This window comes from Devosia lacusdianchii, assembly GCF_022429625.1.
In the GTDB taxonomy this organism is placed as follows: Bacteria; Pseudomonadota; Alphaproteobacteria; order Rhizobiales; family Devosiaceae; genus Devosia; species Devosia lacusdianchii.
In genome coordinates this window covers 256,320-270,910 of record NZ_CP092483.1, presented here as the reverse complement: position 1 = coordinate 270,910, position 14,591 = coordinate 256,320, and the positions used below count along the sequence as shown (strand labels likewise).

Here is a 14,591-nt window from a genome sequence, read left to right as displayed (position 1 = left end):
ACCAACGGCCGCGCGAGACGGGTAGCGCGCCGCTCGCTGCACCACCACCGCTCGTCACCCTCGGGCCTGACCCGAAGGCTCTTCACTTGCCTAGAAAGAGAAAGTGCAATGCCCTCGGACAAGCCCGAGGGTGACGACCGCCTATTTGGCAACTTCCCCCAAACGACCGGCGAACGGGGAGCTAGCCCGCCAGCGCGACCTTCTTGGCCAGGCGCGCCTTGATGCTGTCCACGTCCGATTTCGGCGTCGCGGCAAACAGGGTCCGCGTATAGCTGTGTTGGGGATTGCCGAACACAGCATCGCGCGAGCCATGCTCGACGACGTCACCGAAATACATGACCATCACCTCATCGGCGATATAGCGCACGACGCTGAGATCGTGGCTGATAAACACATAGGTGAGCCCGAACTCGTCCTGCAAATCCTTGAGCAGATTGAGGATCTGGGCCTGGACGCTGAGGTCGAGCGCAGACACCGGCTCGTCGAGCACGAGGAAGCTCGGATTGAGCATCAGCGCGCGGGCGATGGCGATACGCTGGCGCTGGCCGCCCGAGAACATGTGCGGATAGCGATTAAAGTGCTCCGGCCCCAGGCCAACCTTGATCAACATGGCCATTGCCTTGTCGCGGCGTTCGGCGGCGTTCATGCCGGTGTTGAGCAATAGCGGCTCTGCCAGCACGTCACCGATCTTCTGGCGCGGATTGAGCGAACCGTAGGGGTTCTGGAACACGATCTGCACCTTCTGGCGCATCTCTTTGGTCACGTGATGGGAGTCGACCGGCAGGCCATCGATGAGGATTTCGCCTGAGGTCGCCGGATCGATCAGCGTGATCATGCGCGCCAGTGTCGACTTGCCACAGCCGCTTTCACCCACCACGGCCAGCGTCTTGCCCTTTTCGAGGACGAAGTTCACGTCCTTGACGGCATGCACGATCTTGGCCGGGCGCAGGAAACCACCGCCGCTGACGTAATCGCGCTTGAGGTGACGAACTTCGAGAACAGGAGCAACCATCAGTGCACTCCCGGCGCCGGTTCGAAGACGAAATCGGAAACGGTGGGCAGGCGATCACCTACCGCGTTCTCCGGCAGTGCCGACAACAGGGCGCGCGTGTAGTTGGATTTGGGGTTTTCAAACAGGGAGAGCACGTCGGCCTCCTCCATCTTATGCCCCTTGTATTGCACGATGACGCGATCGGCCGTCTCGGCCACCACGCCCATATCGTGGGTGATCATGATCAGGCCCATGCCATGCTCGGCCTGCAGCCGCACCAGCAGATCAAGGATCTGCTTCTGGATGGTCACGTCGAGCGCGGTGGTCGGCTCGTCGGCGATCAACAGCTTGGGATTGCAGGCAATGGCCATGGCGATCATGACGCGCTGGCACTGGCCGCCACTCATCTGGTGCGGATAGGCACCGAGGCGATCGGCCCCATCCTTGATGCCGACCAGGGCCAGCAGTTCGACAACGCGGTTACGGGCGGCGCGGCCCTTGAGGCCCATATGCCGCTTCAGCACTTCTTCGAGCTGGAAGCCGATCGTGAAGCACGGGTTGAGGCTCGCCACCGGCTCCTGGAAGATCATGGCAATGTCCTTGCCGATGATCCGGCGCTTCTGCTGCGCCGTCATGGCGAGCAGGTCGAGCCCTTCGAATTCCATCTTGTCGGCAGTGACGGTGGCCGTCTTGGGCAGAAGACCCATTACCGCAAGCATGGCGACGGACTTGCCGGAGCCAGATTCCCCGACAATGGCCAGGACTTCTCGCGCATCGACGGAGACGTCGATGCCATCGACGGCCTTGAACAGGCCGATGGAGGTATCGAAGGCGACGGTGAGATTCTTGATTTCAAGCAGAGCCATGGGTCTCAGCTCCTCTTGAGCTTCGGATCGAGCGCATCGCGCAATCCGTCGCCGATGAGGTTGATGGCGAGCACGGTGATCAGGATGGCCAGGCCGGGGAAGGTCACGATCCAGGGCGCGCTGGAAATGAATTCGCGACCCTTGGCCAGCATGGTGCCCCATTCGGGCGTCGGGGGCTGTGCGCCCATGCCGAGGAAGCCCAAAGCCGCCGCGTCGAGAATGGCATTGGAGAAGGAGAGCGTGGCCTGAACGATTAGAGGCCCCAGACAATTGGGCAGAATGGTTATGCCCATGAGGCGGATATGCCCTGCCCCCGCCATCTTGGCGGAGGTGACATACTCGCGGTTCTTCTCGGCCATGACCGAGGCGCGCACCAGGCGGGCAAAGTGCGGTTGCAGCACCAGCGCGATAGCGAGCATAGCGTTGAGCAGGCCGGGCCCCAGAATGGCTACCAGCACGAGCGCCAGCAGCAGGGACGGGAAGGCCAGGATGATATCCATGACGCGCATGATCACGACATCGACCCAGCCGCGGAAATAGCCGGCCAGAAGCCCCAGGACGATGCCGACGCTGGCGGCAATGGCGACGACGACAAGGCCGATGGAGAGCGAATAGCGCGCGCCATAGATCAGGCGGGACAGGATATCGCGACCAACTTCATCGGTACCAAGCAGGTAGGCCGGATTGCCGCCATTCATCCATGATGGGGGAAGTTTGTCGAAACCACGGAACTGCTGCTCGGGCACGTAGGGCGCAATCCACGGCGCGAACAGCGCCAAGAGGATGAATATGGCCACCACGGCGAGACCGATGACGGCCCCTCGATTCATCGAGAAATAGTGCCAGAACTCGGCGAAGGCGGCGCCGCGGGTACCCTTGGGAATGGTGATCGTCTTGGGGATGTCTGTCATCATCGCACCCGAATGCGCGGATTGATGACCGCGTAGAGAACATCGACGATCAGGTTGACCGCCATGATAATCAGCGCGATCAGCAGCAGCCCGCTCTGGACCACCGGATAATCGCGCTTGAGAATGGATTCGATCATCCATTTGCCGATGCCCGGCCAGGAAAAGATCGTTTCCGTCAGGATGGCGCCGGCCATCAGCGCGCCAACCTGCAGGCCGATCGTGGTGACGACCGGAATGAGGGCATTGCGCAGGGCATGCACATTGACGACGCGCTTGGGCGCAAGTCCCTTGGCGCGGGCGGTGCGCACGTAGTCCTCGCCCAGCACTTCGAGCATGGCCGATCGCGTCTGGCGGGCAATCACAGCCAGCGGAATGGTGGCGAGAACCACGGTGGGCAGGATCAGGTGGCGCAATGCCGATACGAAGGCCGCCCAATTGCCATAGATCAGGCTGTCGATCAGCATGAAGCCGGTAACGGGCCTGAAGAAGAAATTGAGCGCGATGCGGCCCGAAACCGGCGTCCAGCCGAGATAGGCCGAAAAGAACATGATCAGCAGCAGGCCCCACCAGAAGATGGGCATGGAATAACCGGTCAGGGCCACACCCATGGTGCCCTGGTCGAGCCAGGAGCCGCGCTTGACAGCAGCCAGCACGCCGGCAGGCACGCCCACGACGGTCGCCAGGATGATCGCGCAAAGCGCCAGTTCGACCGTGGCCGGGAACAGGGTCAGGAACTCGTTCAGAACCGGGCGCTTGGTGCCGAGAGACACGCCGAAGTCACCGGTCAGAACGGAGCCGAGATAATTCAGGTATTGCTGCCAGATGGGCAGATTGTAGCCAAAGGCTTCCTTCAGGATTTCGTAGCGCTCAGGCGTCACGCCGTGCTCGCCGGCCATGGCGAGGATGGGATCGCCCGGCAGCAGCCGTACAAAGGCGAAGGCGCAGATCGAGATACCGATGACGGTCGGAACGATCAGCAGCAACTTGCGGAAAATGTAGGAAATCATGGACTGGTTCTTGAGCGAAGGCGCCGGGTCGGGACCCGGCGCCTCCTAGCCTAGTTATTCGGTGACGTCGACATTGTCGAAGACGTGGTCACCCAGCGGGCTCTGGACGAAACCAGTGACGCGCTTGTTCATCGGCACGAAGACCTTCGAGTGAGCGAGGGTCAGAGCGGGCTCTTCCGCCTTGAAGATCACCTGGGCCTGTTCGTAGAGAGCCGTGCGCTCTGCCGGGTCGGCAGTGACCTTGGCCTTCTGGATCAGGTCCTCGAACTCTTCGTTGCACCAGAACGAGTAGTTGGAAACGCCGATAGCCGAGCAGGAGAACAGGGTGGCGAAGAAGTTGTCCGGATCACCATTGTCACCGGTCCAACCGATCTGGAACGGACCCTTGCGGCCTTCGGCCTTGCCGCGTTCGCGGTATTCGGTCCATTCGTAGGTCACGATATTGGCGGTGACGCCGATCGCGGCCCAGTCCGCCTGGATCATTTCAGCAACACGCTGGGCGTTGGGGTTGTACGGACGGCTGACGGGCATGGCCCAGAGGTCGGTCGTCAGTTCGGTCACACCGGCTTCAGCCAGCAGCGCCTTGGCACCTTCGACGTCATAGGTGTCGTCGGCGACAGTGTTGTTGTACGACCACATGGTGGGCGGGATCAGGTTCTTGGCGACCTGGCCAGCACCCTGGTACACGGCGTCGACGATAGCCTGCTTGTCGATTGCCATCGAGAGCGCCTTGCGCACCTTGACGTTGTCGAACGGAGCTTCGGTCACATTGTAGGACATGTAACCGATGTTGAGGCCTTCCTGCTCCAGCACCGTCAGGTTCTCATTGGCCTGCAGCATAGGAACGTCGGCCGGAGCCGGGTAGGGGATGACGTCGCATTCACCGGCGATCAGCTTCTGCGCACGCACGGACTGGTCAGGCGTGATAGCGAAGATCAGGTCGTCGATGGCGGGCTTGCCACCAAAGTAGTCCGGGTTGGCGGCATAGCGGATCACCGAGTCGAGCTGGTAGTCGACGAAGGTGAACGGACCGGTGCCGATCGGCTGGGTCGAGAGCAGTTCAGGCGTACCGGCAGCAGCGAGCTGATCGGCATATTCCTTGGAGACGATCGAGGCGAACGGCATGGCCAGGTTCGCGATCATCGGCGCATTGGGCTCGCTCAGGACGAACTTGACGGTCAGGTCGTCGACCTTGACGATTTCCTTGACGTAGCGCGGCATGTCCATGCCCTGGTAGTAGTCCCAGGTCAGGTTGGCCAGGTATGCGAAGAACGGATTGTCTTCCTTGAACTGACGCTCGAACGAGAAGAGCACGTCGTCGGCGTTGAAATCACGCGTGGGCGTGAAATAGGGCTGGGTGTGGAACTTCACGCCCGGACGCAGGTGGAAGGTGATTTCGAGACCGTCTTCGGACACGTCCCAGCTTTCAGCCAGGCCAGGTTCCACGTCGGTGCTGCCGGGCACGAAAGCGGCGAGACCGTCATACATGGTGTGCGCGGACGCGTCGAAGTCGTTACCACCGGTCGTCGGACCGGGATCGAAGTGGGCCGGAGAAGCTTCCGAGCAAAATACGAGCTGCTTTGCCTGCGCGGCGCCAGCGGCCAGCGCCAGGATGGCGGTTGCCGCCAGCAGGCTTTTCATCAATTTCATGATTGTTGTCTCCCGATTTTTTATACGCATCCAGCTTTCCGGCCGGAGCTTGGGCGCCAACAAAGCCTAGAATCCAAGGGATGGCAATGGGGGAACTTGACCATTTGGTCAATCTGATGGCGACCAGAATGCCCTTCCACAGAAATGGACGGTTTTTGAATGAACCGTTCGGCCCTGGTAATGGGCTTGACCAGCGGGCATGTGGGGTGATCCATGCTCTGATGACCCAGTCCATCGCCACCGCCGCCCTCGTCGTCGCAGATTATGATGATGCGATCACTTTCTATTGCGACGTCGTCGGGTTCGACCTCGTGGCCGATGTCGATATGGGCGGCGGCAAACGCTGGGTGCTGGTCGCGCCGCCCGGGCGCTCCGGCGCGCAATTGCTGCTCGCCAAGGCAGATGGCGAAGCGCAGCGCGCCGCCATGGGCAATCAGGGTGGCGGGCGCGTGATGTTCTTTCTCAACACCACCAATTTTCAGAAGGACCATGCCGCCATGATGGCCCGCGGCGTCAAGTTCCTCGAAGCGCCGCGGCACGAGCCCTACGGCTCGGTGGCGGTGTTCGAAGATCTTTATGGAAACAAATGGGATTTGATCGAACCCAAAAACTGACGGTCGGACTACTGGTCCTGGCTTTGTCGCTCGGCCCGGCCTGCGCCCAGGAGGCCGGATGGCATTATTCGCCGCTGCCGGGCGAGGGCGATCGGGCCACGCTGGGCTGCGCGCGAGGCTCGACGCCGGACGTCTTTGCCTGCATCGCCGTGCGCTGCGAGGATGATTTCAGCATCGGTGTCCACATCCACACCAGCCGCCCGGAAGGCAGCGCCGGTCGCTGGGCCATCACCGTCGACAAGGAGACGCGCTCCTTCGATGCCGAGGCCGCCAAACCCTACGGAGCCCAGCTGGTCGGCGATTTTTCTTGGGTGCTGGACAATCTACGCAATGGCGCCGTCGCCTATCTCGAACCTGAGGCGGGCTCGGGCATGCCGGCCAATCACATCGCGCTCGATGGATCGCTCTATGCCATCAACAGGGCGCTCGCCTATTGTGCGCCGCGTGTGGCGCCCGGCGAACCGAATGCCGGTGCAGGCGTTTAGCCAGACGACACAATTGGAGAAGCATCATGGACCGCCGCCCGCTCGGACGCAGTGAACTCGTCATCGAACCCTTGGTCTTTGGCGGCAACGTCTTCGGCTGGACGGTCGACCAGAACACCGGCTTCAAGGTGCTCGACGCCTTCGTGGACGAGGGTTTTACCGCCATCGATACCGCCGATGTCTACGGCAAGGGCAAATCCGAGACCATGATCGGGGAATGGCTCAAGGCACGTAGTAATCGCGAGGCGGTGCATATCTTCACCAAGCTTGGGTCGGAGATGGCGCCTGGCAAGAAAGGGCTCAAGGCCGCTTACGTGAAACAGGCAGTAGAAGACAGCCTGCTTCGGCTCCAGACCGACTATATCGACCTGTACCAGAGCCACCGTCCGGACCCAGACACTCCGCATGAGGAAACGCTCGAAGCCTTCGACCTGCTGATCCGATCCGGCAAAGTGCGGGTGATCGGCTCGTCCAATTTCACCCCTGATATGATCCGTGACGCCCATGAGACCGCGGTGGTCAAATCGCTGCCGCGCTACGAAACCGAGCAGCCAGAGTACAATCTCTATGACCGTTCGACCTTCGAGGGCGAATTGCAGGACCTCGCCATCAAGGAGGAGATCGGCATCATCCCCTATTTCAGCCTGGCGGCAGGTTTCCTCACCGGCAAGTATCGTTCGGACAAGGATTTTTCCAAGAGTCCGCGCGGCACGCGGATGGAGAAGTATCTCAATGCGAGGGGCTTCCGGATTCTTGATGCACTCGATGTCGTGGCCAAGCGCAACGATGCGACCCCGGCAGAGGTGTCGCTGGCTTGGCTCGTCGCGCAACCGGGCGTAACGGCGCCAATCGCTTCGGCAACCTCAGTCGAGCAGCTCAAGAGCCTCGCCAAGGGCGTCCGGCTCAAGTTGTCGGACGCGGATCTGAAGGCGCTGACCGACGCGGGGAAGTAGGGGACAGGGGTGCCCCACCTTCGATCGTCACCCTCGGCTTGACCCGAGGTCTCTACACTTGCCGGGTATGGGGAAGTGCAACGCCCTCGGGGCAAGCCCGAGGGTGACGGCGGTTAGTCCCGCGCCTCAACTTACCACTCGAAATCCGGCCCGTTCTCGCGTGCACCCATCAGGAACACGTCGCTCATCAGCCGAAGCGGGGCCGCATCGACATCGCTTTCGTGTCGATCCAGAAGGCCGGCAAAGTGGTCGTACATGGCGGCATATTCGCCATCGCCATGCTGCAGGACGAGCTGGTCATTGACGGTGAGCGAGCGCCCGCCGCCTTCGAGCTTGATGACGTCGCCCGTCCCAGTCTCGAAGCGGATGGTCCAGACTTCCCCGGATTCCTCGAGCCAGTTGAAACCGGCGGACAAGGCCGGCTTATGCATCTGGCCGGATTTGAAGCCTATCTCAACATCGACAGGGGTCTGCCGGTTGGCCGGGAAGGTCAGCTTGGCGCTTTCGACGAAGACCGGGAACGGCATGACCTTGGTGAAGATCGAGAAGGCATTGATGCCCGGATCGCAGACGCCGAACCCGCCCGGCTCCCAGACCCAGTCCTGGCCCGGATGCCATTTGCGCACGCTTTCGCGCCAGTCGATGCGGGCCGATTTGACGCCCCCCTCGGCCAGCAGCGCCTTGGTGCGGTCGACGGCAGCGTTATATTGGGAATGCCAGGTCTGGTAGAGCACGCGATCAAGCCGCCTTGCATGGGCGATCAGATCGTCGAGTTCGGAAATCGTCGTGGTCGGTGGCTTTTCCATCATCACATCCTTGCCGGCGTCGAGCGCCTCGCGGACATATTGATGGCGGATGCCGGGCGGGGTGCAGATCGATACCAGCGATACATCGGGCATGGCCGCGTAAAGCTCGCCCGGTGTCTTGAACACCGGCGCGCCATTGTGGCTGAGGCCGCGCGTCGAGACGGTGGCGGCCAGCTCGAAGTCATCGGAATTGTCGATCACCGGCAGGTGCTGGTCCTGTGCGATCTTGCCGACGCCGATAATGGCGATCCTGCGTTTGGCCATGGTGCGGCGCTCCCCGGAAAAGTCGGGCGTATAGAACAGAGGTAGGCCCAGTCTGCCAAGGGCATTTGTATGATTTTTTCTAGCGCACCAGAATTGCGCGGAAATCATTGACATTGGTGCCGGTCGGACCGGTCACCAGCAGGTCGCCTATGGCCTCGAAGGCCGAATAGGCGTCGTTGTTAGCTAATGCCGCGAGCGGGTCGATGCCGGCGCGGCGCAGGCGCATGGCTGTTCCGCCGTCGGCAAAGGCGCCGGCATTGGTTTCCGAGCCGTCGATGCCATCGGTATCGGCGGCCAGGGCGGTGATGCCGTCGCTGCCATCGATGGCGATGGCGAAGGCGAGCAGGAATTCGGCATTGCGCCCGCCCCTGCCCTTGCCGCGCAAGGTCACCGTGGTTTCGCCACCCGAGAGCAGCACAACCGGTTTGGCAAAGGGACGATTGCGCACCGCGACTTCACGCGCCATGGCGGCATGGACTTGGGCCACGTCGCGGGCCTCCCCTTCGATCGAGTCCGAGAGGATGGCGGCCTCCATGCCGTTCTGGCGGGCCAGCGCCGCCGCTGCATCGAGCGACAATGCCGCCGAGGCGATGGTCCGCACGGTATTGCCGGCGAAGGCCTGATCATCGGGACGCGGCGGCAGATTGTCCTCTCCCGCGAGCAGGCTTTGGGCATGCGGGGGCAGGTCGAGCCGGTAGAGCGTCGCATATTTGCGCGCCAGTTCGCGGCTGCCGCCGAGCGGGATGGTGGGGCCGGAGGCGACCAGGGCCGGATCGTCGCCGGGAACGTCTGAGACGACGAGCGTCGCCACCCGCGCCGGGGCGCAATGGGCAGCCAGGCGCCCGCCCTTGATGGTGGAGAACTGGTTGCGGATGAGGTTCATCACCCCGATCGGCGCGCCGGATGCCAGCAGGGTCCGGTTGATCGCCTGCTCGTCATCGAAGGTCAGCCCGGCCGCCGGAGCCGGCAGCAGGGCCGAGCCGCCACCCGAGATCAGCGCCACGACCAGGTCGTTAGGACCCAGCCCCGAAACGGTTTCAAGAATGCGGCGGGCAGCAAGAAAGCCGGCTTCGTCGGGGACGGGGTGCGCGGCCTCCACGATCTCGATGCGATCGCATGCCTCCGCATAGCCATAGCGGGTGACGACGAGCCCGGAAAGCGGGCCATCCCAGGCCTGCTCAAAGGCGCGGGCCATTTGCGCCGATGCTTTGCCGGCTCCCACCACGACCGTCCGCCCGAGGGGACGCGGCGGCAGGTTGAGCCGAACGGCCAGCGCCGGTTGAGCTTCGGCCACGGCGTGACGGAACATCTGGTCAAGCAGGTCGCGATCCATCTTACTTTTCTCTCGGCTTGCGATTCGGCGCTGGCAAGGATAGCCAGCATTGAAGCATCAGGGTGTCAAACCACCGACACACACTATCGCTAGCGGCAGGGCAAGGAGTTCCGATGACCGAACGATTCGCGATCTATTTTGCCCCTTCCGCCACCAGCAATCTGTGGGAGCGCGCCTCGACCTGGCTCGGCCGCGACGCCAGCGATGGCGACGTATTCGATGGCCCGGTGGCCGGTATCGATCGCAGCCGCCTGCTCAACCTCACGCAGTCGGCTAATCGCTACGGCTTCCACGCCACCATCAAGTCGCCCATGGCCCTGGTCGATGGCGTGACGGAGGCCACGCTACGCGATGCCCTGAGCCAGTTCGTCGCCGAGCATCGGCCGGTAGACCTCGGCAAGCCGAGGCTGGCTTCGCTCGATGGTTTTCTGGCGTTGCTGGTCGACGAAAACGAGGCGTTGCAGGATTTCGCCGCCCATGTGGTGGAGAGCTTCGACGACTTCCGCGCGCCCATGTCGATCAAGGATCGGGCCGCACGCGCCAGCAGGGGGCTCAGCGAACGGCAGATCGAGCTGCTCGATGCCTATGGCTACCCCTATGTGTTCGAGGAGTTCCGCTTTCACATGACGCTGACCGATCGCCTTGGCGCCGATGATGCGGCCGATATCGCGCAGGCGGCATCGACCTGGTTCGGGCCGGTGCTTGATGAGCCGATCCTGCTCGACCGGTTGTCACTGTTCCACGAACCCGAAGCAGGCAAGCCGTTCCGCCGTGTTGCCGACTTCAAGCTCGGAGCGGCCTGATGGCCGATACAGCCTTTCATAATGCCCGCATCGTTCTGGCCGAAGAGGTTGTCGAGGGCAGCCTCTCCGCAGTCGGCGGCGCGATCGCGGCGATCGATGACGGCGGTCAGACGGGCGAAGACTTCGAGGGCGACTACCTCATCCCCGGCCTGATCGAGCTGCATACCGATCACCTGGAAAGCCATTATCGCCCGCGCACCGGCGTGTTCTGGAATCCCATCGCGGCGCTTCACGCCCATGATGTGCAGATTGCCGGCTCCGGTATCACCACGGTGTTCGATTCGGTACGTATCGGCTCGGACCAGGACGTGCCCGATATGGGGCCGCATGTCGAAAAGCTCACCGGCGCCATCGCTCATGCCGGCGAAGCCGGCTGGCTGCGGGCTGAGCATTTCGTTCATCTGCGCTGCGAATTGCCTAGCCACGATGTGATCGAGCAGTTCGAGGCCTTCGCCGCCAATAAGCAGACCCGGCTCGCCTCAGTGATGGATCACACACCGGGGCAGCGCCAGTTTCGCTCGATCGAAGACTACAAGCGCTTCTACCGCGTCGGGCGGACGTCCGAGGAACTCGAGCAGTTCATCGTCGATCGCCAGGCCGAGCACGAGCGCTATTCGGCTGTTCACCGCGAACACATCGTGCGCCGGGCGCGCGAACTGGGTCTGGCTCTCGCCAGCCATGACGACGCCACTCTGGCCCATGTCGAACAGGCGGTGGCCGACGGCGTTGCCATCGCCGAGTTCCCCACCACGCTCGAAGCGGCCGCGGCTGCGCATGACGGGGGGCTTGCAATTTTGATGGGTGCGCCGAATGTGGTGCGCGGCAAGTCGCATTCGGGCAATATCTCGGCGACCGATCTGGTGCGGGCAGGACTATTGGACATTCTGAGTTCGGACTATGTGCCGTTTGCCTTGCTGCAGGCCGCCTTCGTGCTGCCGCAGCGGGTGGAGGGGTTTGGTCTGCCCGAAGCGCTGGCCATGGTGACGCGTAACCCGGCAATCGCCGCTGGCCTCAGCGACCGGGGCGAGATCGCCATCGGCAAACGCGCCGATCTGGTTCGCGTCCGGGTGGTGAGTGGGTTGCCGGTGATCCGCGGCGTCTGGCGACAGGGCATGAGGGTAAGCTGACACATATGGTGCGACCGCTCGGTTCACTTGTCCTGGTCGTTGGCCCTTCCGGGGTCGGCAAGGACACGCTGATCGCTGGCGCCCGTCATGCCCTCGAGAACGACAAGCGCTTCACCTTCGTGCGACGAATCGTGGCACGGCCGAGCCACGTCGAGGTCGAAGACCATGACAGCATAGACGCCGAGGCTTTCCGGCAGCTCGACGAAGCGGGACGCTTCGCCCTCTCCTGGGATGCGCATAATCTGCGCTATGCCCTGCCCCTCAGCGTCGATACCGATCTGGCGCTGGGCAAGGTCGTGGTCGCCAACGTTTCACGCCATGTGGTGGCCGAGGCGCGAGCCAAATATCCGTCCTGTGCGGTGGTGCTGATTACGGCCGAAATCTCGCTACGGGCCCAGAGGCTGATCGAGCGGGGTCGGGAAAGCCGGGACCAGATCACGGCGCGGCTGGCACGCGAGAGTGCGCCAGTGCCAGCGGGGATCGAGCCTGTCATCATCGACAATTCCGGCATGATCGCCATCGGCGTCACCGCCTTCGTCATGGCGCTGCGCGCCATCGCCGCCAACGAGTGAACCAGTCTGCTCCTGCCGCGTTTGACCTTTGGTACAAGCGTCAGGAGTTCTCATGAGCCGCAATGGATTATATGCCGTGATCGCCATTTTGCTGGTCGCGATCGCAGCCTTTGGCATCTATACTTATCAGCAGCAGAGCCGCCCCGGCATCGAGGTGCGCGTCGATGACGGAGGGATTTCGATCGATGGCAATGGATAGCGAGGAGCCGGCCCGGCGGCAGACCATTGCCACCGCGATTGCCGCCGAGCTGGAGCGCCAGGCGCTGGACGGCGCGGCGCGCATCGATGTCGACGCGCTGGCCAATGCCATCGACGACGCCCTCGAAGCCGTTGATCTGCCCATGGCGGAAGGCACGAGACCCGAAGACCTCAACGCCACCAATGATGACTAAATTGGTTGCCGACGCCTAAGCAGCGTCGGCATTGCCCTTGCGCACCGCCTCGGAGACGGCGAAATGGGCCTTCTCGACGGTCGCGAACTGCTGACCGTCGATGGCAAAAGCCGGCAGCTTCACGGCGAGAAACCGGTAGCCTTCCGCATGCGGCACGACGACGCCGAGCGGCTCACCGGCGACTTCTATGACGATTGGCTTATGGGCCTTGGCCCTGTCGAGACTGCTTTCCTGCATGGGTGGATTCTCCACTTGCGCGTCGGAACGGCCAAAGGGAGATGGGCAAAGCTTGCTCCATCCTGGCCGGCAACGCTGGGGTTCTATCGGTTGTCTGAGACGATGGTGTGACGGAGGTCACATTCGTTTCGAGTGACAGGTCCCTTGCCAGCGTTTGGCGCCTTGCAGGTGGGTGCGTACGAGGGAACAACCTGCATGGATGGTGAAGGTAGTCGAAAGAGTCATCTTCATTCCTTTCCTGCTGGTTGACGACGCGGGCTGCATCGGCAGGTACCGATGCATGCCGGCAAGATAGGCGCGTTCATTGCCGATTGCTAGCTCACAGCCGACCCAAGAATGCAGATTTCTGAAAAAAGACTGCTCGACTTTCGTCTCACGGAAGAAATCTGACTTTTCTGGTCATATTTGAGGTACGCGCGTCAATTTTGCGACCTGCGCCGGAAAGCTTGAACTGGAGCGGACAATCTGGTGATGTCCGTCTCCAACAGGCGTCACCGCGAGGAAAATCGCGGGTCGAGGGGTACGAATCAAAGTGTCAGATGATGACCGGCCGGCGAGCGACACCGCTAAGCGCGGGGTGAAGCCGTCAGGCAAGCCGACGCTCAAGACCATTGCGACGATGACCGGCTTTGCGGTCACCACGATTTCGCGCGCCCTCAACAACGCCCCGGAACTGTCGCAGGAAACGCGCGACCGTGTGCAGAAGATCGCCGCCGAGATCGGCTATCTGCCGGATCGCGCCGCATTGCGCCTCAAGACCGGCCGCACCAATGTTATTTCTCTCGTGCTTGAGCCGGACGAACAGATCTACGGCTTCGGCACGCTGATCGTGGCCGGCCTCACCGAGGCGATGCGCAACACGGCCTATCACCTGGTCATCACCCCGCTGTTTCGCAATGTCGACCCGATGGAGCCCATCAGGCACATTGTGCGCAACCGCATGGCCGACGGCGTCATCTTCTCCAAGGCCGAGAGCTTCGACGAACGCATTCGCTTTCTGCTCGACAGCGACTTTCCGTTTGTCAGCCATGGCCGCAGCCGCTGGCCCGACGCGCATCCTTCTGTCGATTTCGACAATGAGGCCTTTGCCTATGGTGCCGTGAAACGGCTGGTCAGCAAGGGCTGCAAGAAGGTCTCCATCATCCTGCCAGAAAGCTCGCTGACCTATACCGACCACCTCAAGACTGGCATGGCGCGGGCCGCTGCCGAAGCCGGCATCGCTCATGAATTCGCCGCCGACGTAACGCTGCACAGCCAGACCGACGCCATCCGCAATTATGTGACCAAGCGCTCCAAACGCCCCGATGGTCCAGATGGCTGGGTTTGCGCGTCGGAAGTGTCGGCTCTGGCGGTCATTGGTGGGCTCAACCAGGCCGGCAAGACCGTGGGACGGTCTGTCCATGTGGTCAGCAAGCAGGCCTCACAGATGTTCGCCCAGTTCCAGCCGGGGGCCGAAACCGTGTTCGAGGACTTCGTCGATGCCGGCCGCCAGCTTGGCACCCTGCTGCTGCGTCGCATCGCGCGCGAAAATGAAGACCTGCAATACCTGGCCCAGCCGCAGTTCGACTGGAAGGATTGAG

General features: G+C 62.4%; 17 protein-coding genes. 9 read left to right on the top strand and 8 right to left on the bottom strand.

Annotation, left to right across the window (positions count from 1 at the left end; genetic code table 11):
* Positions 1-181 precede the first annotated feature (181 nt).
* The 5 genes from MF606_RS01410 to MF606_RS01390 are packed head-to-tail and all read right to left on the bottom strand — an operon-like array spanning position 182 to position 5,425.
* On the bottom strand, positions 182-1,012 hold the full coding sequence (locus tag MF606_RS01410; RefSeq protein WP_240231700.1) for an ABC transporter ATP-binding protein: 831 nt from the start codon (positions 1,010-1,012) through the stop codon (positions 182-184).
* The gene (locus tag MF606_RS01405) at positions 1,012-1,857 is read right to left on the bottom strand and encodes an ABC transporter ATP-binding protein (RefSeq protein ID WP_240231697.1); all 846 of its coding nucleotides are present in this window, start codon (positions 1,855-1,857) and stop codon (positions 1,012-1,014) included. The genes MF606_RS01410 and MF606_RS01405 overlap by 1 nt, the downstream gene beginning before the upstream one ends.
* A gap of 5 nt (positions 1,858-1,862) precedes the next feature.
* Positions 1,863-2,768 carry an ABC transporter permease subunit gene (locus MF606_RS01400; RefSeq protein WP_240231695.1) on the bottom strand — a complete coding sequence of 302 codons (906 nt, stop codon included), beginning with the start codon at positions 2,766-2,768 and terminating at the stop codon, positions 1,863-1,865.
* A complete protein-coding gene (locus MF606_RS01395; RefSeq protein WP_240231693.1) occupies positions 2,768-3,775 on the bottom strand; it encodes an ABC transporter permease subunit in 1,008 nt (335 codons plus the stop codon). Before MF606_RS01395 ends, MF606_RS01400 begins: the two co-directional genes overlap by 1 nt.
* A gap of 54 nt (positions 3,776-3,829) precedes the next feature.
* Positions 3,830-5,425: an ABC transporter substrate-binding protein gene (locus MF606_RS01390; RefSeq protein ID WP_275693115.1), complete on the bottom strand. Its 1,596-nt coding sequence runs from the start codon at positions 5,423-5,425 to the stop codon at positions 3,830-3,832.
* A 221-nt stretch (positions 5,426-5,646) separates the two neighbouring features.
* On the opposite strand from MF606_RS01390, the gene MF606_RS01385 reads away from it, so the two are divergent.
* Genes MF606_RS01385 through MF606_RS01375 form a run of 3 tightly spaced genes read left to right on the top strand, consistent with a single transcriptional unit; the run spans position 5,647 to position 7,477 of the window.
* The gene (locus MF606_RS01385; protein WP_240233923.1) at positions 5,647-6,039 is read left to right on the top strand and encodes a VOC family protein; all 393 of its coding nucleotides are present in this window, start codon (positions 5,647-5,649) and stop codon (positions 6,037-6,039) included.
* A complete protein-coding gene (locus tag MF606_RS01380; RefSeq protein ID WP_240231690.1) occupies positions 6,012-6,524 on the top strand; it encodes a hypothetical protein in 513 nt (170 codons plus the stop codon). The genes MF606_RS01385 and MF606_RS01380 overlap by 28 nt, the downstream gene beginning before the upstream one ends.
* 26 nt (positions 6,525-6,550) lie before the next feature.
* A complete protein-coding gene (locus MF606_RS01375; RefSeq protein WP_240231689.1) occupies positions 6,551-7,477 on the top strand; it encodes an aldo/keto reductase in 927 nt (308 codons plus the stop codon).
* A gap of 131 nt (positions 7,478-7,608) precedes the next feature.
* Here the strand turns inward: MF606_RS01375 and MF606_RS01370 are convergent, their stop codons facing one another.
* On the bottom strand, positions 7,609-8,547 hold the full coding sequence (locus MF606_RS01370) for a Gfo/Idh/MocA family protein (protein WP_240231688.1): 939 nt from the start codon (positions 8,545-8,547) through the stop codon (positions 7,609-7,611).
* Positions 8,548-8,626: 79 nt separating this feature from the next.
* On the bottom strand, positions 8,627-9,880 hold the full coding sequence (locus MF606_RS01365) for a glycerate kinase type-2 family protein (protein ID WP_240231686.1): 1,254 nt from the start codon (positions 9,878-9,880) through the stop codon (positions 8,627-8,629).
* A 113-nt stretch (positions 9,881-9,993) separates the two neighbouring features.
* Here MF606_RS01365 and MF606_RS01360 point away from each other — a divergent pair, with 113 nt between their 5' ends.
* From MF606_RS01360 to MF606_RS01340, 5 genes are read left to right on the top strand one after another with little or no spacing between them, the layout of a single operon-like run.
* Entirely contained in the window at positions 9,994-10,683 is a 690-nt protein-coding gene (locus MF606_RS01360) for a DUF1045 domain-containing protein (RefSeq protein WP_240231685.1), read from the top strand.
* Positions 10,683-11,810 (top strand): alpha-D-ribose 1-methylphosphonate 5-triphosphate diphosphatase, encoded by a 1,128-nt coding sequence (locus MF606_RS01355; protein WP_240231683.1) that lies wholly within the window; start codon positions 10,683-10,685, stop codon positions 11,808-11,810. Before MF606_RS01360 ends, MF606_RS01355 begins: the two co-directional genes overlap by 1 nt.
* A 5-nt stretch (positions 11,811-11,815) precedes the next feature.
* Positions 11,816-12,382: a phosphonate metabolism protein/1,5-bisphosphokinase (PRPP-forming) PhnN gene (gene phnN, locus MF606_RS01350; RefSeq protein ID WP_240231681.1), complete on the top strand. Its 567-nt coding sequence runs from the start codon at positions 11,816-11,818 to the stop codon at positions 12,380-12,382.
* Positions 12,383-12,434: 52 nt separating this feature from the next.
* Positions 12,435-12,581 carry a hypothetical protein gene (locus tag MF606_RS01345; protein ID WP_240231680.1) on the top strand — a complete coding sequence of 49 codons (147 nt, stop codon included), beginning with the start codon at positions 12,435-12,437 and terminating at the stop codon, positions 12,579-12,581.
* The gene (locus tag MF606_RS01340; protein WP_240231678.1) at positions 12,568-12,774 is read left to right on the top strand and encodes a hypothetical protein; all 207 of its coding nucleotides are present in this window, start codon (positions 12,568-12,570) and stop codon (positions 12,772-12,774) included. Before MF606_RS01345 ends, MF606_RS01340 begins: the two co-directional genes overlap by 14 nt.
* A gap of 15 nt (positions 12,775-12,789) precedes the next feature.
* Here MF606_RS01340 and MF606_RS01335 read toward each other — a convergent pair whose 3' ends face one another.
* Complete coding sequence (locus tag MF606_RS01335; RefSeq protein ID WP_240231676.1) at positions 12,790-13,011, bottom strand: hypothetical protein; 222 nt, start codon at positions 13,009-13,011, stop codon at positions 12,790-12,792.
* A 532-nt stretch (positions 13,012-13,543) separates the two neighbouring features.
* Here MF606_RS01335 and MF606_RS01330 point away from each other — a divergent pair.
* Positions 13,544-14,590, top strand: coding sequence for a LacI family transcriptional regulator (locus MF606_RS01330; protein ID WP_240231674.1), 1,047 nt, complete (start codon positions 13,544-13,546; stop codon positions 14,588-14,590).
* Position 14,591: the final 1 nt, after the last annotated feature.

Coding starts and splice junctions, on each gene's coding strand:
- MF606_RS01410 (WP_240231700.1), bottom strand. CDS start 1,012: ATGGTTGCTCCTGTTCTCGAAGTTCGTCACCTCAAGCGCGATTACGTC.
- MF606_RS01405 (WP_240231697.1), bottom strand. CDS start 1,857: ATGGCTCTGCTTGAAATCAAGAATCTCACCGTCGCCTTCGATACCTCC.
- MF606_RS01400 (WP_240231695.1), bottom strand. CDS start 2,768: ATGACAGACATCCCCAAGACGATCACCATTCCCAAGGGTACCCGCGGC.
- MF606_RS01395 (WP_240231693.1), bottom strand. CDS start 3,775: ATGATTTCCTACATTTTCCGCAAGTTGCTGCTGATCGTTCCGACCGTC.
- MF606_RS01390 (WP_275693115.1), bottom strand. CDS start 5,425: ATGAAATTGATGAAAAGCCTGCTGGCGGCAACCGCCATCCTGGCGCTG.
- MF606_RS01385 (WP_240233923.1), top strand. CDS start 5,647: ATGACCCAGTCCATCGCCACCGCCGCCCTCGTCGTCGCAGATTATGAT.
- MF606_RS01380 (WP_240231690.1), top strand. CDS start 6,012: ATGGGATTTGATCGAACCCAAAAACTGACGGTCGGACTACTGGTCCTG.
- MF606_RS01375 (WP_240231689.1), top strand. CDS start 6,551: ATGGACCGCCGCCCGCTCGGACGCAGTGAACTCGTCATCGAACCCTTG.
- MF606_RS01370 (WP_240231688.1), bottom strand. CDS start 8,547: ATGGCCAAACGCAGGATCGCCATTATCGGCGTCGGCAAGATCGCACAG.
- MF606_RS01365 (WP_240231686.1), bottom strand. CDS start 9,880: ATGGATCGCGACCTGCTTGACCAGATGTTCCGTCACGCCGTGGCCGAA.
- MF606_RS01360 (WP_240231685.1), top strand. CDS start 9,994: ATGACCGAACGATTCGCGATCTATTTTGCCCCTTCCGCCACCAGCAAT.
- MF606_RS01355 (WP_240231683.1), top strand. CDS start 10,683: ATGGCCGATACAGCCTTTCATAATGCCCGCATCGTTCTGGCCGAAGAG.
- phnN (WP_240231681.1), top strand. CDS start 11,816: ATGGTGCGACCGCTCGGTTCACTTGTCCTGGTCGTTGGCCCTTCCGGG.
- MF606_RS01345 (WP_240231680.1), top strand. CDS start 12,435: ATGAGCCGCAATGGATTATATGCCGTGATCGCCATTTTGCTGGTCGCG.
- MF606_RS01340 (WP_240231678.1), top strand. CDS start 12,568: ATGGCAATGGATAGCGAGGAGCCGGCCCGGCGGCAGACCATTGCCACC.
- MF606_RS01335 (WP_240231676.1), bottom strand. CDS start 13,011: ATGCAGGAAAGCAGTCTCGACAGGGCCAAGGCCCATAAGCCAATCGTC.